This window comes from Agrobacterium sp. CG160-95, from assembly GCF_053521725.1.
Map to the genome: position 1 here is coordinate 238,343 of NZ_JBNWDU010000002.1, position 20,471 is coordinate 258,813.

Consider the following 20,471-nt stretch of genomic DNA (forward strand, 5'->3'; position numbering starts at 1 on the left):
AATGTGAAAAGAAAAAGCCGGCTTTCGAGTCGGCTTTTTCTTTGAGTATTGCCTAATAAATATAGTGAATGATCGTGGTTAATCGGGACTTAACCATTTTACGCCAATCTCCGTGACTGAACAGTTCACTGGCATTTGCTGCCGCAACGGCAGGTGCCTCTTCTGGAGTGGAAGTCATGAAAAACGCTTTGGCCGGCATTCTGGCCGTTCTGATGACCGGCACGAGCGCCTTCGCTGCCGATCTTTATCAAGCTGAACCTGCGCCTGCCTATGTCGAGGCACCCGAAGTGCAGATCACGCAGGCAAGTGGTTGGTATCTGCGCGGCGACGTCGGTTATTCCTTCAACAAGCTTCGCGGCGCCAACTATTATCAGGGTGGACCGGGTGGTTATCTCGCCGATTTCGATACGGCTAATGTCAAGGATAGCTACATCGTCGGCGCCGGTGTCGGTTATCAGTTCAACAACTATTTCCGCAGTGACGTAACCTTCGATTACATGGGTAAATCGGATTTCCGCGGGTCTACCATCGGCGGCTGTGGTTCCGTGCCCGGTCCCTGCGTTTCAGCGGATCTCAGCTCGCTTAGAGCATACACGCTGATGGCAAACGCCTATGTCGATCTTGGTACGTATGGCCGCATCACGCCTTACGTTGGCGGCGGTATCGGCGGCTCCTACGTCAAATGGGATAAGCTGCGCAATACCTCGTGCAGCACCAATGGCCTTGGCTGCGACCCGACCACCGAACATGGCGGCAGAGGCAAGTGGCGCTTCGCCTATGCCCTGATGGCCGGTGCATCGATCGATGTTACCTGTAATCTGAAGGCAGATGTCGGTTACCGCTTCCGCCAGATCAACAAGGGCGACATGTTCGATTTTGCGAATGGTGGCGGTCCTGGCCGCGACAAGGGTCTGTATTCGCATGAGGTTCGCGTCGGTGGCCGTTATGTCTTTAACGGCTGCGATACCGCGCAATACATGCCGCCTGCCGATATTCCGCTGCAGCCTGCCGTTTATAAATAAACGTCACGCCCGACTGTTAGCTTCAAGCCGCTCGCATCCTCCTCCGGTGCGGGCGGTTTTTGTTTTCAGCGGTATCCAATTCGTCGCATGACGCATATGGACTAAAATTCTCATGCGTAGCGACATATTCCGCTTGACGGAGGCCGGTGAGAGGAATAGCAACGGCGTCAGGACACCTCTCCCTAACGAGAGGCGCCTATCTGAAAGGGTAGTCAAATGACAGATATAGTGAAGCCGGACCTCCGTCCGGGCAATACGCATTTTTCTTCTGGTCCCTGCTCGAAGCGTCCCGGTTGGTCGCTAGATGCTCTCTCCGATGCACCGCTCGGTCGCTCGCATCGCGCCAAGGCTGGCAAAGCCAAGCTGAAGCAGGCCATCGATCTCACCCGTGAAATTCTCAATGTTCCTGCCGATTATCGCATCGGCATTGTTCCCGCGTCCGACACCGGCGCCGTTGAAATGGCCCTTTGGTCGCTGCTCGGTGAACGCGGCGTCGATATGCTTGCCTGGGAAAGCTTCGGTGCCGGCTGGGTCACCGATGTCGTCAAGCAGCTGAAGCTGAAGGACGTACGCAAGTTGGAGGCCGATTACGGCCTGCTGCCGAACCTGGCAGAAGTCGATTTCGACCGCGATGTGGTTTTCACCTGGAACGGCACCACCTCCGGTGTCCGCGTTCCCAATGCCGATTTCATTCCTGCTGACCGCAAGGGTTTGACGATCTGCGATGCCACCTCGGCGGCCTTCGCGCAGGATATGGACTTTGCAAAGCTCGACGTCGTCACCTTCTCTTGGCAGAAGGTTCTGGGCGGCGAGGGTGGCCACGGCGTCATCATCCTTTCGCCGCGCGCTGTCGAGCGTCTGCTGAGCTACGCGCCGGCATGGCCGCTGCCGAAAATCTTCCGCATGGTCTCCGGCGGCAAGCTCATCGAAGGTATCTTCACTGGCGAAACCATCAACACCCCGTCCATGCTCTGCGTTGAGGATTATATCGACGCGCTGCTGTGGGCGAAGAACCTTGGTGGCCTGAAGGCGCTGATTGGCCGTGCTGATGCCAATGCCAAGGTTATCTACGACTTTATCGAGAAGAACGACTGGATCGCCAACCTGGCCGTCAAGCCGGAAACCCGCTCCAACACCTCCGTCTGCCTGAAGATCGTCGATCCCGACGTACAGGCGCTGGATGCTGCTGCGCAGGCAGATTTCGCCAAGGGCATCGTTGCCCTGCTTGAAAAGGAAAATGTCGCCCTCGATATCGGCGCTTACCGTGACGCACCGTCCGGTCTGCGCATCTGGGCCGGCGCAACCATCGAGACGGCCGATATGGAAGCCGTCATGCCCTGGCTCGCCTGGGCCTACCAGACGCAGAAGGCAACACTTTCCAAGGCTGCCGCCTGATTTTGATACCGGCCCTGCGTTGATGCAGGGCCGCCGATTTCCCGCTTTTAAAACTGCACCGTTTTTCAAGGAGCCCCTGAACCATGGCACCTCGCGTACTCGTATCCGACGAACTGTCGGAAACCGCCGTCCAGATTTTCCGTGATCGTGGCGTCGAAGTCGATTTCCAGCCGAAACTCGGCAAGGACAAGGACAAGCTGGCTGAAATCATCGGCAATTACGATGGTCTTGCCATTCGTTCCGCCACGAAGGCGACCGAAAAGCTGATCGAAGCGGCGACCAATCTCAAGGTCATCGGCCGCGCCGGTATCGGCGTCGATAACGTCGATATCCCGGCCGCTTCGCGCCGCGGTATCATCGTCATGAACACGCCGTTCGGCAACTCTATCACCACTGCCGAACATGCGATTGCGCTGATGTTCGCCGTCGCGCGTCAGCTTCCGGCTGCCGATAGCTCCACGCAGGCGGGTAAGTGGGAAAAGTCGAAATTCATGGGTGTCGAAATCACCGGCAAGACGCTCGGTGTCATCGGTGCCGGCAACATCGGCTCCATCGTCTGCTCGCGCGCACTTGGCCTGAAGATGCACGTTCTGGCCTACGATCCCTTCCTGTCGCCGGAGCGCGCGCAGGAAATGGGCGTGACGAAGGTTGAGCTGGACGAGCTGTTGGCGCAGGCCGATTTCATCACCCTGCATGTGCCGATGACCGACAAGACACGCGGCATCCTCAATGCCGAAAACCTTGCCAAGACCAAGAAGGGCGTACGTATCGTCAATTGCGCCCGTGGCGGTCTGGTGGATGAGGCGGCTCTTGCCGACGCCATCAAGTCCGGCCATGTCGCCGGTGCAGGCTTTGACGTTTTCGAAGTCGAGCCCGCCACCGAAAGCCCGCTTTTTGGTCTTCCCAATGTCGTCTGCACGCCGCATCTCGGCGCTTCGACCACGGAAGCACAGGAAAACGTTGCACTTCAGGTTGCCGAGCAGATGTCGGATTATCTGGTCAAGGGTGCCGTCTCCAACGCCATCAACATGCCATCGATCACGGCGGAAGAAGCACCGCGCCTGAAGCCCTTCATCCGTCTGGCGGATGTTCTCGGCTCCTTCGTCGGTCAGGTGCAGGAAAGCGCCACCAAGGAAATCGAAATCCTTTATGATGGCGCAACCGCCAACATGAACACCAAGGCGCTGACCAGCGCGTTGCTGGCGGGCCTTATCCGCAGCCAGGTTGCGGATGTGAACATGGTTTCCGCGCCTGTTATGATCAAGGAAAAGGGCGTTATCCTGTCCGAGGTCAAGCGTGACAAGACCGGCGTTTACGACGGTTACATCAAGTTGACGGTCAAGACTGAAAACCAAGTCCGCTCGGTTGCTGGTACGGTGTTCTCGGATGGCAAGCCGCGCTTCATCCAGATCAAGAACATCAACATGGATGCGGATGTTGGATCGCACATGATCTACATCACCAACACCGACGTTCCCGGCATGATCGGCTTCATGGGCACCACGCTTGGTGAGGCTGGCGTCAACATTGCCAACTTCCAGCTCGGTCGTGAAAAGGAAGGCGGCGACGCCATCGCGCTTCTTTATGTCGATGGTCCGGTTTCCGAAGACGTGCTGGACAAGCTGCGCGCCAACCCGGCAATCCGCCAGGTCAGGCCGCTGACATTCAACATCGACTGATACCTATCGTTCCTCCCAAGGGAACAATAAGGGCCGGTGCAGGGGAAACCCTGTGCCGGTTTTTTTGTTTCTGAACCGCCGGTTTCACCGAAATGTGTGCGTGTTTCTCTCTTTGGTTGCATATCACGAAAAATTTAAGGCGGGCATACTAAAAATGATGATCATGAGTTGCTATATCGCGTGCTGATATGCCGCTCATGGGAGGGTGGCCAACAGGAGATAGTGATGTTTGCTGCCTTTCGGCGCTTCAAAGGTTTGTTCGCAGTCGCCGCGCTTGGTATCGCGGTATCTTTCGTAGCCGTCGATATGGCGGAAGCACGCCGTGCGAGCGGCGGTTTCGGTAGCCGCGGCACAAGGACGTTTTCCGCGCCGCCGTCGACCAGCACCGCCCCCGGCCAGACCGCGCCGATCAACCGCAGCATGACTCCTAACACCCAGCAAAACCAGGCGACGCCCGGTGCTGCACAGCCGGCGCGTCCCGGTGCGCAGGCACCGCAGCAGAGCCGTGGCCTGTTTGGCGGCATGATGGGTGGCTTGATGGGCGGACTGCTGATGGGTGGCCTGTTCGGCATGCTCATGGGCGGCGGTTTCGGCGGTATGGCCGGTTTCTTCGGTATGTTGCTGCAGGTGGCGCTGATTGGCCTTCTGGTCATGTTCGCCATGCGCTTCTTCGCATCGCGCCGTCAGGGCCAGCCGGCTTTCGGTGGCGCAGGCGGATCGCAGCGCACGGATCATTCCGGCTCCTCCTTTAACGGCGGCCCGCAGGCAGGTCCTTCCGCATCCTCGTTCAAGATTCCGAAGATCGGCGCGCTTGCAGGTGCTGCAGGCGGCGCAGCCGCGGCCACTGCCGCAACCGCAAAGCCGGTGGCACATGCCAATGCAGTGTCCGAAGGTGACGAAATTGGCATTACCCAGAGCGATCTCGAAGTCTTCCAGAAAATGCTGCAGGATGTTCAGGCTGCCTATGGGGCTGAAGATTACGGCACGTTGCGCAAGCTGACGACGCCGGAAGCCATGTCCTATCTTGCTGAGGAACTGAGCGACAACGCGACGAGCGGCGTGAAAAACGACGTGCGCGACGTAACGCTGCTGCAGGGCGACGTTGCCGAAGCCTGGCACGAAGAGGGCCAGGACTATGCAACGGTAGCCATGCGCTACTCTGCCATCGACATTATGCGCGACCGCACCTCCGGCAAGGTGATCGAAGGGGACGAGCAGCATCCGTCCGAAGCGGTGGAAATGTGGACCTTCGTGCGCCGTGGCGGTAACGACAACTGGCAGGTCGCCGCCATTCAGGCCGCTGCCTGAGACGACGCGTAGTCTTGTCTGAATGAAATAGCCCGGAGGTTTTACCAACCTCCGGGCTTCTGCGTGCCGCGATGCGTGATGCCTCGACATTGTCTTTCGTCGATAATTCAGTGATCGCGGTGGCAGATCGCAACTCTCCAAAAAAATGATTGATAAATCTAACGGGTGATATCTGTATCGTCCCGCGAGTGGTTGTCCGCGTTTTCCCTGCCATGCAGGGGTTTGCGCCCTCTTCGTCGAGGTGTGGCGCTGGCGCATAGCTCTTTTGCTCCACGGAATTGCCGTTTTTCATTCATCCGGTGTTCAGTCCGCGCATCCTAACCAGCATGCGTACACGTCAATGTTACTTTTCGCGCCGGTTCTAAACCGCTTTGGGAAGGGAACCACAGGCGCAAAACAGCGTTGACAATCCAATTCCCGGCCCGCCTCCCGCAAGCCGGGCTGGGTGGCCGGGCAATGCACGGCCCGCGAGAACGGAGAGCTATCGAGATGAAACGCTTTGACCTGATCGACGGGATGCGTGGTTACTTCCTCGTCTTCATGCTGATCAACCATCTGGTGTTTGCAGGCGGTTTCTGGCTGGTGGAAATCAATCACCGCCAGTTTGCCTTCGTGGAAGACGCGCAGGGCTTCGTCTTTCTGTCCGGTCTGCTGATCGGCATGGTCTATGCCCGCAAGATGATGAAATATGGCTATGATGCCGGCAAACAGATGATCTGGAACCGGGCGATGGAGCTCTATCGCTATGCGATGGGTCTCGTCATCGCCGTGCTGTTCTTCCGCATGGTCATCCCGCATGCGCCCTATATCTGGTACAACTGGCTGGGCATGACGTCGTTCGACGATCCGCTGCGTCTGGCAGCGATTGCGACATTCCTTTTCCAGCCGACATTCATGGATATTCTGCCGCAGTACATTGTTTACATGCTGTTCGCACCCGTCCTCGTTAAACTCTGCCTCGACGGCAAATGGGCTTATGTCATGGCAGGCTCGCTGCTGGTCTGGATGGCCGGCCAGCTCGGTCTTCAGCAGATCGTGACGACGCCGCTCAATGAACTCGTCAAGGGTGCCGACGAGCAGGGTATCCGCGTCAGCTTCAATCTTCTCGGCTGGCAGCTGGTGTTCTACTCGGCGCTGGTGCTGGGCGCGATGACGGCGCAGAACCGCATTCCGTGGAAGGCGATCTTCTCACCGCAACAAACATGGCTTCCGAAGGCGGCACTTCTCATCTGCCTGTTTTTTATGCCGCTTCGTATTGCAACCGCCTGGGGCCTGATGCCGGAATTCGTGATGGGCAAGTTCTCCACGATGGAGATCCGTGCCGATTTCGGCCCGGTCTACCTCATCAATTTCCTTGCTGTTGGTGTGGGTCTCACTTGGCTGGTGATCGCCGGTCCGAAGCATCACCGCCCGATCGTCCGCTCGATTGCGGAGGGCGTGATCTGGGTGCTCTCGCTGAAATTCCTGCAGCTGCTCGGCCGCCATTCGCTTCAGGTCTATGTCTGGCACGTGGCTATCGTCTATGGCGTCTATTATCTGGATGGCCGTACGGCCGAGCTTTCGCAGGTCAGCAAGACGCTGATCGCCCTTACCGCAATAGGCTTGCTGGCTTTGCCGGCCCTGTGGAGGGAGCGCGACAAGTGGATTGGCAGCAGCGGCCAGAAGACGGCGGGCGCTTAACAACCGGTCACCACCTCACTCTGATTGCTTTACGGGGCGGTTTTCCGCCCCGTACTTGCGTGCGCGGCCATTCCTTTCTATATGCAGCCCTTAAATCCGCATGGTGGCGAGGCAGGACAGTCTTTTTCGACTGAGGCTTCCCGCAGCGGATGACCGACAGGCGGCGGGGCCTTTACCCCCGTTATGACTGACGATGGGAAAAAACGTGAATACGCTCGATTTTGACAAGAGGCCGGAAGACACCCGGATCGTTGTCGCCATGTCCGGTGGCGTCGATTCTTCGGTTGTGGCCGGTATCCTCAAGCGCGAGGGCTATGACGTCCTCGGCATAACTCTCCAGCTTTACGACCACGGTGCGGCTGTGCACCGCGCCGGCTCCTGCTGTGCGGGACAGGATATTGACGATGCGCGCAGGGTCTGCGAAACGCTCGGCATTCCCCATTATGTGCTGGATTATGAAGCGCGGTTCCGCGAAACCGTCATCAATCCCTTTGCCGAAGCCTATGCGATGGGTGAAACACCGATCCCCTGCGTTGCCTGCAACCAGACGGTAAAATTCGCCGATCTGCTCGCCACTGCTCAGGAACTCGGCGCAGATGCGCTGGCGACAGGCCACTACATCCGCTCGCGTCCCAATCCCGTTGCCGGCCAACCGGGACGCCGCGCGCTCTATCGCCCGATCGATAGTGATCGTGACCAGAGCTGGTTCCTGTTTGCAACGACGCAGGAGCAGATCGACTATCTGCGGTTTCCGCTCGGCGGTCTCTCCAAGGCCGAAACACGCGCGCTGGCGGAAGACATGGGTCTCGTCGTCGCCAAGAAGGCCGACAGTCAGGATATCTGTTTCGTGCCGCAGGGCAAATATACCGATATCATCAACAAGCTGAAGCCAAATGCGGCGTTGGCGGGCGATATCGTCCATCTGGACGGGCGCGTACTCGGCCGCCATGACGGTATCGTGCATTATACCATCGGTCAGCGCAGGGGTATTGGTGTCGCGACTGGAGAGCCGCTGTACGTCGTGCATCTCGATGCGCGTGGCCGCAGGGTCATCGTCGGTCCGCGGGAGGCGCTGGAGACCCGCCGTGTCTATCTGCGAGACATGAACTGGCTTGGCGATGGCGCGCTCGCGGACGAGGCCGGGCAGGGCTTTGCCTGCTTCGCCAAGGTGCGCTCCACCCGCCCGCCAACCGAAGCGATGTTGCATGCCGATGAAAACGGCATCTACGTGGATTTGATGACCGGCGAGGCGGGTGTCGCTCCCGGTCAGGCCTGCGTGCTCTATTCTGCACCGGGCGCTGATGCCCGCGTTTACGGTGGTGGTTTCATCGAACGTTCGGAACGCTCGGTGGACGCCGAGGCTTCGCTGAAGGCGCTTTTGGAAAAGCCGGTTGCTGCCTGAAACAATTCGGTTTTCACCGCCGTGTGGAAAGCGAATTTTTTGCGCGTCATGCGCTTGACACTTTGGGGAGCGGCACCTTATAAGCCGCTCATCCTGATGGAGCGGACGGTCACATGGCTGTCACGTTTTCCCTGTGGCGGGGTAGCTCAGGTGGTTAGAGCAGCGGAATCATAATCCGCGTGTCGGGGGTTCAAGTCCCTCTCCCGCTACCATTCATCTTCAATGAGAAAAGCAAAGTTTGCGTCGTCTTCTGGACGTGCGTTGAGAATTTGCGGCATTCCTCGCACTGCCTGTGGCTGGCCGGACGCCAAAAAAAGGGAAACCCGCTTGCCGTATCGAAACAGCCAGCGGGTCTCAACCTTTACCCCCTCCCACAAGGGCGAGCGAACAAAAGCACATCAAATGAATTATGACAAGATCAAGGCGACCATATTGTTGCGGTAGAAGACTCTGTTTGCCAGTTTAGCGGCGGATGGCAGAGAGTAACCACTTCCGTATGCCGCTCGTAAGGGGAGCGGTAAGACACGATATTCTCGTTGCAGCGTAAGGGTGCGCCGGCAGCATACACATTTGCAACGGCACGTGGGTGATGGTGCACTTTGTATTTCGGGGCCGTTTCCCTTCCGTAAGTGATCATGTCGGCAGCGAAAGAAGCGGCCGGGATGGACAGGACGGCAAATACGGCAACCACACAAGTTCGTCTGAGATTTATGGACATGAGCTATCCCCTCGCGTTGACCAACGCAGGAAAACGCAATGCGCCCGGAAGCTGTTCCCTGTGCCAAATGGTATTTTCACGGGGCGACAAAAAAATGCCCGCTCGCGGCGGGCAATTCAGAGGGGAACTGAGGTTAGGAGCCTCGCGTCAAGAACGGATATCCTCGCCATAAGTTCCGTCTGATTACACGTCGCCCGATAAAAATCATGCACGCCAAGCCGACAGACCGGGAGCGGCGTCTTCATAAGCAATCGAAATAACGCAAGTAACTGTGTCCTGGGAAATTTTGGAGCGGGCGAAGGGATTTGAACCCTCGACCCCAACCTTGGCAAGGTTGTGCTCTACCCCTGAGCTACACCCGCTCAAATCCATCGGTCCGGGGTAGTACGCTGAACCGTGGGCCACCGCAATGCGGCGACGGGCGCTATATCGCTCAATCGATTTTGGAATGCAACAGGGAAATGACAAAAACGCGAAAATTTCTTTGAGAAATGCGACAAGCGGCGGAAATGATTGGGAATTTTCGCGCCGTCGCTTTTTCACGCGTTGCCAAGCCGCGGTTGCCCCCTTAATCATGACGGAGAGGATATCGGAATCGGCAAAGGCAGGCGGCAGGATATGGCGGAAAATTCTCCGAAGACGGCAGCGGACTTGTTCGCGTTTCTGGACGGGCTCGGCATCGAGCATAAGACAAAACAGCATGAGCCGGTCTACACCGTTGCCGAATCCCAGTCGTTGCGTGATCTAATCCCGGGCGGCCACACGAAGAACCTTTTTGTGAAGGACAAGAAGGATCAATATTTCGTTCTGACCGTTGAGGAGAACGCGGTCGTCGATCTGAAAAGCGTTCACAAGACGATTGGCGCGGCAAGCCGCGTATCCTTCGGCAGGCCGGAAAAAATGCTTGAATATCTGGGTGTCGTGCCGGGATCTGTCACGGTTTTCGGCGCCATCAACGACACCGGTGGGCAGGTCACCTTCGTACTCGACAGCGATCTTCTGGAAAACGAGCTGATCAACGGTCACCCGCTTTCCAACGACCAGACGACGACGATAGGAAACAAAGACCTCATTCGCTTCCTGGAGGCGACCGGCCACACGCCGCTTGTCTTGAAAGTCAGCGAGTGAGATACGATCTTTGCTTCAACCAAGACAATACGACAGAGATTACGGGAGACCGGCATGAGCGGCACGAACAATCCTTACGGCAGTTCCTATGGCGGGCAGATGTCCGGCAACGCGCAATATAGCGGGGAGCTGAACGGCGCGTCTTCCGGTCACATCAAGGACACCACAACGGCGGCCTTCTCCAAGGATGTTCTCGAGGAATCGCGCCACCAGCCGGTTCTGGTGGATTTCTGGGCACCGTGGTGCGGCCCGTGCAAGCAGCTTACGCCGGTTCTCGAAAAGGCAGTAAACGAGGCGAATGGCCGCGTGAAGCTTGTGAAACTGAATATCGACGATCACCCGTCTATTCCAGGCCAACTCGGCATCCAGTCCATTCCCGCCATCGTCGCTTTCCTGGATGGCAGGCCGGTGGACGGCTTCATGGGCGCGGTACCGGAAAGCCAGATCAAGCAGTTCATCGACAAGATCGCCGGACCTGATGCGGGTGATCCGAAAGCTGAGATCGAAGCGGTTCTGGCAGAGGCAAAGCAGCTTCTGGCGGATGGCGATCATAATGGCGCGGCACAATTGTTCGGCGCGGTTATGCAGGCCGATCCCGAAAACGCCGCCGCAATCGCTGGTATTGCCGAATGCATGATTGCCGTTGGACAATATGAACGGGCAAGCGAACTCCTCTCGTCCCTGCCGGCGGAAGAGGCCGCAGATGCTGGCATTCAGCTCGTCTCGAAAAAGATCGCGCAATATGAAGAAGCCCGCAAGATTGGTGACCCGGTGGCGCTGGAACGTGATCTCGCGCTCGATCCCGATAATTACGAGGCTCGTGTGAAGCTTGCCAAGGTCCTCAACGCTCAAGGGCGGCGGGATGAGGCAGCGGACCATCTGCTCTATGTCATGCGCAAGGACAGGACCTTTGATGATGACGGCGCGCGCCGCCAGCTTCTGGAGTTTTTCGAGGCCTGGGGCTTCAAAGATCCGGCAAGTGTGGCCGGGCGCCGGAAGCTTTCGTCGATCTTGTTTTCGTAATGCGGGCATATCCCGGCCATGGCGGTTGATCCGCCGGCCGGGCAGCGGTGAACAGGGGGCTTGATCCCATGCATGTCGGAAATGCGAGATATGTGAAGAACAACGATTTGCCGGAAACTGTGCCGGTATTTCCATTGTCGGGCGCGTTGCTTTTGCCGGAAGGCCACCTGCCGCTCAATGTCTTCGAGCCTAGATACCTCGCCATGATCGATATGGCACTGGCCGGCCACCGGGTCATTGGCATGGTGCAGCCGGCCCTTCACGTCATTGAGGGGGGGAATGATGGTGGTGCTTTCAGCGCTGTCGGATGTCTCGGTCGCATCACTTCCTTTTCGGAAACCGGGGATGGGCGTTATGTCATTTCGCTCACTGGCATCTGCCGCTTCCGCCTGCTGGAAGAGGTTGATGTGGGCAAGCCCTATCGCAGTTTCCGGCACGCTCCCTTCATCGCCGATCTTTCCGGTGAGTATGATGAGGACGCTGTGGACCGCGAAAATCTGCTGCGGGTATTCCGTGCGTTTCTGGATGCGAACCAGCTGGAAGCCGATTGGGAAAGCGTGGAGCGCGCAGGCAATCGTGTCCTCGTCAATTCGCTTTCCATGATGTCTCCCTTTGGTCCCGCCGAAAAGCAGGCGCTGCTGGAAGCGCCTGACCTGAGGACGCGGGCCGAAACATTGATCGCCATCACCGAGATCGTTCTTGCCCAGGGCTCGGGCGAGGCCGGTACTGTGCTGCAGTAGGATCGCCGCCATGGACGACAGGATGAGCAATGCCGATCCCAAGCTGCTTGAGCTGCTGGTTTGCCCCTTGACGAAGGGACGCCTTTCCTACGATCGCGCCCGCAACGAGCTGGTGTCCGAAAGCGCAGGGCTCGCCTACCCGATCCGCGACGGGGTGCCGATCATGCTGATTTCCGAAGCGCGCAAATTAGAAGACTAGCGTTAGCCCTGTCTGCCGCTCTCTCCACAGTGTCACGTCGCAAATTGACGATGATGCGTTGACAACCGTGCGTGGATTTGACCAGAGTCCCGCCCGACATGTCTGTTGCGGGGAGAAAACTGATGTCGTTGCGCGCGCTCGTCCGGATCTCGTTGATTGCGGTCTCAACCGCCATTACTCTTATTCCAGCTGTGGCGGCGGAACCTTCCCGCAAGGTGGTTACCACCAAAAATGGCGATTATTTCGGGTTCGATCTCAGAACCGAGCAGAATGTCTCGCTTGAGCAGTGCGGCGAGATTTGCGTCGGAGATACCGCCTGCAAGGCGTTCACCTACAATCCCAAGGTGCAATGGTGTTTCCTTAAATCGGATTTCAATCAGCTCAATGCCTTCCCCGGTGCCGTCGCCGGCAAGATCGTGCAGGTTGTCGCTGAAGCCGATATCGGTGCACCGCAGCGTCTTTCTTTCGTGACTGATAGCCTGCAGCAGGAAGCGCGCCGGCTGAAATCGGGCCTTGCGGCAAGCGCGGAGCAGGAGAGCCAGGGACTGGAGAACCTGCTGCAAACGGCAAGGCAGCAGGCGGCAGCCGACGCGATTGAAACCTACAAGGCGGCTCTTGCGATTTCGCCCGATGACGGTGCTCTCTGGGCCGAATTTTCGCAAAGGGCGGCGCAGGTTACCGACAATTACGCGATTGCCGGCCAGGCCGCTTCCGCTGCCATCAATGCCTATCAGTTGAGCCGCACGGTCAGTGCCCGCACCGAGGCGTTGAACCGGCTGGCCCAGGCTTTCGAAAAGACCCAGAATTATCGCGCGGCGCTTAATGCCTATAAGGAGAGCCTCACACTTTCCGATAATGCGCAGACGAAGGCGGCCTATGCCGATCTGCGCACGCGCCAGGGATTCCGCGTCGTCAACAATACGATTGATACGGATAGTGTCAGCCCGCGCGCATGCGTGCAGTTTTCCGAACCGCTGGTGAAGAACGGTGTCGATTATTCCTCTTTCGTCACATTGGATGGTGCTGCACCCAAGGCGATCGAGGCGAAGGGCAGTGAGATTTGCGTCGAGGGGCTGACCCATGGTCAGCGTTACAAGATTGCGTTCCGCGCCGGCCTGCCGTCCTCGGTGGAAGAACCACTGGAGAAGCAGGTCGATCTCGATATCTACGTGCGTGACCGTGCAGCGAGTGTCCGCTTCACCGGCGAGAACTTCGTGCTGCCGGGCACGGCGCGGCGCGGCATTCCCATCGTTTCGGTCAATGCCGAAAAGGCCGATCTGAAGCTTTACCGTATTGGCGACCGTAACATCACGTCGGTCTTGGCAAACTCGCAGTTTTTGACGCAGATGGACGGTTACAACGCCGACCGTATTGAAAACGAGATCGGCGAGCTGGTCTGGCAAGGTTCGATAGACATTCAGCCGGACCTCAACAAGGACGTAGTGACGAGCTTTCCGGTGGACGAAGCCTTGCCGGAGCGGAAGCCCGGCATCTATGTGCTGACCGCCGTACCGCCCGGCACCGCACCGGAGACATGGGATTCGCGCGCCACGCAGTGGTTCCTCGTTTCCGATACTGGCATCACCACCTATGCCGGCACCGATGGCCTGAACGTATTCGTGCGCTCGCTCGGCAGCGCCGCACCGCTTGGCGGGGTGGACTTGCAATTGCTCGCCAAGAACAACGAAGTGCTCGGCACGGCAAAGACGGATGCAGACGGCAGGGCAGTATTTTCGGCAGGCCTGATGCGTGGCACAGCGGCGCAGGCGCCCGCCATCCTCACAGCGCGCAACGGCGACAAGGACTACGTCTTTCTGGACATGACGCGCGCCGGTTTCGATCTTTCCGACCGTGGCGTGACTGGGCGCGCGGCCCCCGGCGCCATCGACGTGTTCAGCTGGACAGAGCGCGGCATCTACCGCGCCGGCGAGACCGTGCACGCGGCAGCGCTGGCCCGTGATGTTGACGGCAAGGCGATCGAGGATCTGCCGCTGACCTTTATCTTCTCGCGCCCTGATGGCGTCGAGGACCGGCGTTTCGTGAGCGACGGCAAGGCGCTCGGTGGCCATGCGGTCGATCTGCCCTTGCAGGCGAATGCCATGCGCGGCACCTGGACGCTGCGCATTCATACCGATCCGAAAACGGCTGCGATCAGCGAAAAGAGCTTTCTGGTCGATGATTTCGTGCCTGATCGCACCGAATTTGATCTCTCCAGCAAGGTGAAACAGATCGAGCCGGGCGCGGAAACGGCAATCGACGTCGATGGCCGTTATCTCTACGGCGCGCCCGCAGCTGGCCTGACGCTGGAAGGTGAGGTCGCCGTCAAGCCGACCCGGACGAGTACCGACTTCGAGGGTTATTTCTTCGGTCTAGCGGATGAGGAAAGCGAAGAGGAAAATCGCACCGCGCTTGCCGATCTTCCGGCGCTGGACGAAGAAGGCAAGGCAAGCTTCAATGTCGATCTGACGGATTTGCCTTCCACCACGCAGCTGCTTTCCGCCAACATCACCGTTCGGATGCGCGAGGCCGGTGGCCGCGCCGTCGAACGATCTCTGACGCTGCCGGTGAAGGCGCAAGCACCTGTCATCGGCATCAAACCGCAGTTTTCGGGTGATCTCGCCCAGAATTCCGTTGGCCGTTTCCACATTATCGGCGTGACAGCTGATGGCGCGAAACAGGCGATGAGTGGCCTCAGCTGGAAGCTCATCAAGGTAGAGCGAAACTATCAATGGTATCGTCAGGGTAACTCCTGGCGGTACGAACCGGTGGAATATACCAAACAGACCGAAACCGGCACGGTTTCCGTCGATGCCAATGGCGGTGAGATTTCCGTGCCTGTCACCTGGGGCCGCTACAGGCTGGAAGTGGAAGGTGCCGGCAATGGCGCACCGGTTTCGAGCGTCGAATTTGATGCTGGTTTCTACGTCGAGGCAAGCTCGACAGAGACGCCGGATGCGCTGGAAATCGCGCTGGACAAACAAAACTACAAGATCGGTGATACCGCAAAACTCAAGGTATCGTCGCGTTTTGCCGGTCAGCTGATGGTCACGTCAGGTTCGGAAAAGCTGATTTCCGTGCAGAATGCTGAGATCGGTGAGGATGGCGGCGAGATCGACATTCCCGTTACCGAGGAATGGGGCGCGGGGGCGTATGTGACGGCCACGCTGTTCCGTCCGGGCGATGCGCAGGAAAGCCGCATGCCGATGCGCGCCATAGGCATCAAGTGGCTTGCCGTCGATCCCGCCGAGCGCAAGCTTGCGGTAACGCTAGGCGCGCCGCAGAAGACGCTGCCGCGTCAGCCGCTTGAAATTCCGATCAGTGTCGCCGGCGCGGGCGTGGGCGAAAAGGCCTATGTCATCGTCGCGGCTGTGGATGTCGGCATATTGAACCTCACCCGCTATGAACCGCCGAAGCCGGATGAATGGTATTTCGGTCAGCGACGGCTGGGGCTGGAAATCCGCGACCTCTATGGCCGCCTGATCGACGGTTCGCTTGGCGCCACCGGCCGCCTTAGAACGGGCGGTGATGGCGGGGGCGCAGCACTGCAGGGCAGCCCGCCCACCGAAAAGCTCGTGGCCTTCTTCTCGGGACCTGTCGAACTTGACGCAGACGGCAAGGCGACGGTGAGCTTCGATATTCCTCAGTTCAACGGCACGGCCCGCATCATGGCTGTCGCCTGGACGAAGACGGGCGTGGGACATGCGGTCTCCGACGCCGTCATTCGAGACCCCGTGGTGGTGACTGCCAGTGCACCGAAATTCCTCGCGCCCGGCGATGTCTCGCAATTGCGGCTCGATATCGCCAATACCGATGGTGAGGCCGGCGACTACCGGCTGGATGTGACCAGCAACACGGCACTTACGGTCGATCAGGGTGAGATGTCGCAGACCCTGGCACTGCAAAAGGGCGGCAAGTCGTCGCTGACCGTGCCGTTGACAGGCGAACAGCCGGGCAATGGCGCAATCACCATCAAGGTCTCCAATGCCGCCGGTCTTTCGCTGGAGCAGGTATTGAATGTTCCCGTGCGTCCAGCCGTTCTACCGGTCACGACGCGGCGTGAAATCAAGATCGCGCCCAATAGCAGCCTGACGATCAATGGCGACCTTCTGGCCGATAGCATGCTTCTCGGTTCGTCCGTCGCCGTCAACGTCACACGCTCGCCAGCCTTCGATATTCCGGCGCTGGTGATGATGCTCGACAAATATCCTTACGGCTGCGCCGAGCAGACGACGAGCCGCGCTTTGCCGCTGCTTTATCTCTCGGAAATGACCAAGGATAGCGGCATTGCCGAGGACCCGGATACCCGCCGCCGCGTGCAGGAGGCGATCTACCGGGTGCTGTCCTTCCAGTCGAGTTCCGGCAGTTTCGGCCTCTGGTCTCCCGGTTATGGAGATCTATGGCTGGATGCCTATATCAGCGACTTCCTGACCCGTGCGCGCGAGCAGGGCTACGATGTTCCCGAGCAGGCGATGGTGCAGGCTTTGAGCAACCTGCAAAACGGTCTTTCCTACGATAGCAACGTCAAGGATCGCGGCAACGAGATCGCCTATTCGCTTTACGTTCTGGCGCGCAACCGCAAGGCGGCGATCAACGATCTCAGATATTATGCGGATACGGCGCTTGCCGATTTCCCCACACCGCTTGCCAAGGCGCAGGTTGCCGCAGCCCTTTCGCTTTATGGAGATCAGGCACGCGCGAAGACTGTGTTCGGTGCCTCGCTCGATATGGCGAGCCGTGCCACCAAGGTTAGCTTCGCAAGGGCGGATTACGGTTCCGCCCTGCGTGATGGCGCAGCGACGCTGGCGCTTGCGGCGGAAAGCCGTCCGGTTCCTGCCGTCGTGCCGCAACTTGCAGGTGCCGTGGCGAAGGAATGGGAAAAGAAACCCTATACCAGCACCCAGGAACAGGCATGGATGCTGCTTGCCGCCCGCGCCGTCAAAGGTGAGGACAAGGATATCCGTCTTGATGTGAACGGCGATTTGCAGACCGGCGGTTTCGGCAAGCGGATGACCGGCGACGAATTGCTGGCGGCACCCTTGAAGATCGCCAACGCGTCGGCTGATCCGGTCACGGCGGTGGTCACCACGGTCGCGCCCCCGGCACAACCGCTTGCCGCCGGTGGCGAGGGCTTCACCATTACCCGTACCTATTATTCCATGGATGGCGAGGAGGTGAACGCGAGCGAGGTGGTGCAGAACGAGCGTTATGTGGCGGTGCTGAATGTCACGCCTAAAAATGACTGGCAAGCACGCATTCTCGTGACTGACCTTCTGCCTTCCGGTTTTGAGATCGACAATCCGAGCCTCGTCAATTCTGCCGCCCTTTCGAATTTCGACTGGTTGCCGGAAACCGAAGCTGCGCATACCGAATTCCGCTACGACCGGTTCGTTGCGGCCTTCGATCGCACGGCTGGCGACAGTTCGGAAATCACGCTGGCCTATGTGGTCCGGGCCGTCACCCCGGGCACTTATGATCATCCGGCGGCCTCTGTCGAGGATATGTACCGGCCGCAATTTTCCGCCCGCACGGCAACGGGCCGCATGGAGGTGCGTTCGGCAACCCCATGAGGCGAAAAAAGGCGATCATCGTCGGCATCGTGTCGGCCGCTCTGCTTGTAGGCGGTGCGGCCTTCGGTCTCGATGCGCTGGACAACGCCTATCCGCCACCGCTGGAGGCTGCGCAGCAGCGGTCCTTCGAGGTGCTGGATAGAGACGGGCGGTTGCTGCGCGCATTTGCGACACCTGATGGCCGCTGGCGGCTGAAAACCAGCGCTGCAGAAGTCGATCCGCAGTTCCTGCGCATGCTGATCGCTTATGAGGACCAGCGTTTTTACGACCATCACGGCATTGACCCTTGGGCGCTGCTGCGCTCCGCCTGGCAATTGGCAAGCAACGGCCGGATCGTCTCCGGCGCCTCGACGCTTTCCATGCAGGTGGCGCGGCTGATCGAACCGCGCACCGACCGGTCGTTTTCGGCGAAGTTTCTGCAGGGATTGCGCGCGCTCCAGATCGAAAGACGGCTCGACAAGGCGGAAATCCTCGATCTTTATCTGAATATCGCGCCTTATGGCGGCAATCTTGAGGGTGTTCGTGCCGCAAGCATCGCCTGGTTTGGCAAGGAGCCCGCCCGGCTCGACACGGCGGAGGCGGCTCTTCTGGTTGCGCTGCCGCAATTGCCGGAGAAACGCCGACCGGACCGCTTTCCGGATGCGGCAAGGCAGGCGCGGGAGAGGGTTTTGCAGCGCCTTGCCGTAGAACGCGTGGTAGGTGAAGGCGAAGCAGAGCGGGCGACCCTTGCAGCCGTTCCCGCCAACCGGCGTGATCTGCCGGCCTATGCACCGCATATGGCGGCTGCCGCACGCGTGAAGTTTCCCAATGCCACCGAGGCGCACTCGACGCTCAGATTGCCGATCCAGCGGGAACTGGAAGCCGTTGCCCGCCATGCAGCGGAAAAGCTGACAGAAAAGGTCTCCGTCGCCATCGTCATGGCCGACGCGCAGACCGGTGATATTCTGGCTGAAGTTGGTTCCGCGGATTATCTCGATACTGCAAGGCGCGGTTTCGTGGAGATGAGCCGCGCCGTGCGCTCGCCGGGCTCCACCCTCAAGCCGTTCATCTATGGCCTTGCCTTTGAAAATGGTCTCATCGGGCAGGAAACTATCATCGAGGATCGCCCGGCGGATTTTTCCGGTTACCGCCCGCGTAATTTCGATATGCATTATCAGGGTGATGTCAGCATCAGGCAGGCACTGCAACTGTCGCTCAATGTGCCCGCCGTAAAGCTTCTGGATGCTGTCAGCCCGTCTGCGCTGATGGTGCGTTTCCGACGCGCGGGCGTGAAGCTCGTGCTTCCCACCACCGAGGCGCCGGGGCTTGCCATTGCGCTGGGAGGTGCTGGTATTTCGCTGGTTGATCTGGTGCAGCTTTATGCGGGTCTTGCCGGCGGCGGCGACCCTGTGCGGCTGGGGGACGGTGTACGCTCCGCGCCGCAACCGCTTGCCGGAGATCGGCTGTTTTCCGACGCTGCGATCTGGAACGTCTCCGACATCCTGTCCGGTGTGCTGCCGCCACTCGGCATGAAGCAGCGCGGCATCGCCTACAAGACCGGCACCAGCTACGGTTACCGTGATGCCTGGTCAGTAGGTTATGACGGGCGGCATGTCATCGGCGTCTGGGTCGGTCGTGCCGATAACGGCGCCGTCCCGGGCATTGCCGGTTATGCGACGGCAGCCCCGATCCTCTTCGAGGCTTTCGAGAAATCCGGCGTAGCGATCACGCCAATGCCTGCTGCACCTTCTGGCGTCGCGCGGGTGGCCGTGAGCGACCTTCCCGCCAACCAGCGGCGTTTCACATTGACCGCAAGCGGCCTGCTTTCGGCCTCGAGGCGCGAAAGCGCGCCGCGCATCGTCTATCCACCGGAAGGGGCTAGGGTGGAGCTCTCCAGCCAGTCAGGCATTTCGCCGCTAGTGCTGAAGCTGCAAGGCGGCCGCGCGCCCTTCCGCTGGCTCGCCAACGGCAGGCCTCTCCCGGATGCTTCGCTCCGCCGCAACAGCGAATGGCGACCGGAAGGGCAGGGGTTTTCAACGCTGACCGTGATCGACGCCGATGGCCGCGCTTCGAGCGTGCGCGTTTTCATCGAGTGAATTTTTGACGGCTTGCGCACCACGCGGCTGAACGCCGCGTCGCAGGCAGCTTCCTGCCCGCGTCATAGAAGTTCATTTGCAGAGACCTGATGCAACGTGGAAGGAGGAACGGCGATCACGCAACGTCGAGTGAATGACGATCGATACGCTCCTGAAGTGCGGCCACAACCGCATGCAGGAATTCTCGGCATCGAGGGTCGACGGTCTTCTCCAGTGTCATTTCCAGCCGGCTGCGGATCTTGTCCATGAACCCAACATGATCGAAGCTGTCGGCGGCGATATTTACCTCGACTTCTTCCATATAGTGCAACAGGTGCGGTTCCAGTGCGAGATTTGGGTCCATCCGGTATCGGGTGGCCATCTGCTCTGCAAGCGTTCCCATCTGTACGTATGGGCCATATTCGTTGATCATTCTGTCTCCTTCATCGGGTGTGAGCATCTTAGATAGGTGCTGTTTGTGGATGCACGAGATGTGTTTGCGATCAAACGCGCAAAAGACCGGAGCTAATTGGTAAAACGAACGTGACCAATCGAT

13 protein-coding genes and 2 tRNA genes are annotated in these 20,471 nt (G+C 59.1%); 13 read left to right on the top strand and 2 right to left on the bottom strand.

Annotation, left to right across the window (positions count from 1 at the left end; translation table 11 throughout):
• Nucleotides 1-176: 176 nt before the first annotated feature.
• The 7 genes from ACQZ63_RS07780 (at nt 177) to ACQZ63_RS07810 (ending at nt 8,698) form a co-directional block, all read left to right on the top strand.
• Complete coding sequence (locus ACQZ63_RS07780) at nt 177-1,022, top strand: outer membrane protein (RefSeq protein ID WP_003511380.1); 846 nt, start codon at nt 177-179, stop codon at nt 1,020-1,022.
• Nucleotides 1,023-1,238: 216 nt separating this feature from the next.
• On the top strand, nt 1,239-2,417 hold the full coding sequence (locus ACQZ63_RS07785) for a phosphoserine transaminase (RefSeq protein ID WP_113555446.1): 1,179 nt from the start codon (nt 1,239-1,241) through the stop codon (nt 2,415-2,417).
• An 83-nt stretch (nt 2,418-2,500) separates the two neighbouring features.
• A complete protein-coding gene (gene serA, locus ACQZ63_RS07790) occupies nt 2,501-4,096 on the top strand; it encodes a phosphoglycerate dehydrogenase (RefSeq protein WP_003511378.1) in 1,596 nt (531 codons plus the stop codon).
• Nucleotides 4,097-4,321: 225 nt separating this feature from the next.
• Complete coding sequence (locus ACQZ63_RS07795) at nt 4,322-5,404, top strand: Tim44 domain-containing protein (RefSeq protein ID WP_111801832.1); 1,083 nt, start codon at nt 4,322-4,324, stop codon at nt 5,402-5,404.
• Nucleotides 5,405-5,893: 489 nt separating this feature from the next.
• Nucleotides 5,894-7,084: an OpgC family protein gene (locus ACQZ63_RS07800; RefSeq protein WP_003511376.1), complete on the top strand. Its 1,191-nt coding sequence runs from the start codon at nt 5,894-5,896 to the stop codon at nt 7,082-7,084.
• 205 nt (nt 7,085-7,289) lie between these two features.
• Nucleotides 7,290-8,486 carry a tRNA 2-thiouridine(34) synthase MnmA gene (mnmA, locus tag ACQZ63_RS07805; RefSeq protein ID WP_035199644.1) on the top strand — a complete coding sequence of 399 codons (1,197 nt, stop codon included), beginning with the start codon at nt 7,290-7,292 and terminating at the stop codon, nt 8,484-8,486.
• A gap of 135 nt (nt 8,487-8,621) precedes the next feature.
• Nucleotides 8,622-8,698: transfer RNA gene (locus tag ACQZ63_RS07810), tRNA-Met, on the top strand.
• A 793-nt stretch (nt 8,699-9,491) separates the two neighbouring features.
• Here the strand turns inward: ACQZ63_RS07810 and ACQZ63_RS07815 are convergent.
• Nucleotides 9,492-9,566, bottom strand: a tRNA-Gly gene (locus ACQZ63_RS07815).
• A 256-nt stretch (nt 9,567-9,822) separates the two neighbouring features.
• Here ACQZ63_RS07815 and ACQZ63_RS07820 point away from each other — a divergent pair.
• The 6 genes from ACQZ63_RS07820 (at nt 9,823) to pbpC (ending at nt 19,936) form a co-directional block, all read left to right on the top strand.
• Entirely contained in the window at nt 9,823-10,332 is a 510-nt protein-coding gene (locus ACQZ63_RS07820) for a prolyl-tRNA synthetase associated domain-containing protein (protein WP_013761810.1), read from the top strand.
• 54 nt (nt 10,333-10,386) lie between these two features.
• The gene (gene trxA / locus ACQZ63_RS07825) at nt 10,387-11,355 is read left to right on the top strand and encodes a thioredoxin (protein ID WP_113555445.1); all 969 of its coding nucleotides are present in this window, start codon (nt 10,387-10,389) and stop codon (nt 11,353-11,355) included.
• A gap of 68 nt (nt 11,356-11,423) precedes the next feature.
• The gene (locus ACQZ63_RS07830; RefSeq protein WP_162763575.1) at nt 11,424-12,095 is read left to right on the top strand and encodes an LON peptidase substrate-binding domain-containing protein; all 672 of its coding nucleotides are present in this window, start codon (nt 11,424-11,426) and stop codon (nt 12,093-12,095) included.
• Between the two features lie 10 nt (nt 12,096-12,105).
• On the top strand, nt 12,106-12,294 hold the full coding sequence (locus tag ACQZ63_RS07835) for a Trm112 family protein (RefSeq protein WP_003511371.1): 189 nt from the start codon (nt 12,106-12,108) through the stop codon (nt 12,292-12,294).
• A 122-nt stretch (nt 12,295-12,416) separates the two neighbouring features.
• Nucleotides 12,417-17,861: an alpha-2-macroglobulin family protein gene (locus ACQZ63_RS07840; RefSeq protein ID WP_113555444.1), complete on the top strand. Its 5,445-nt coding sequence runs from the start codon at nt 12,417-12,419 to the stop codon at nt 17,859-17,861.
• Nucleotides 17,858-19,936 (top strand): penicillin-binding protein 1C, encoded by a 2,079-nt coding sequence (pbpC, locus tag ACQZ63_RS07845; RefSeq protein ID WP_162763574.1) that lies wholly within the window; start codon nt 17,858-17,860, stop codon nt 19,934-19,936. Before ACQZ63_RS07840 ends, pbpC begins: the two co-directional genes overlap by 4 nt.
• A gap of 115 nt (nt 19,937-20,051) precedes the next feature.
• Here the strand turns inward: pbpC and ACQZ63_RS07850 are convergent, their stop codons facing one another.
• Entirely contained in the window at nt 20,052-20,348 is a 297-nt protein-coding gene (locus tag ACQZ63_RS07850) for a hypothetical protein (protein WP_025595400.1), read from the bottom strand.
• Nucleotides 20,349-20,471 lie beyond the last annotated feature (123 nt).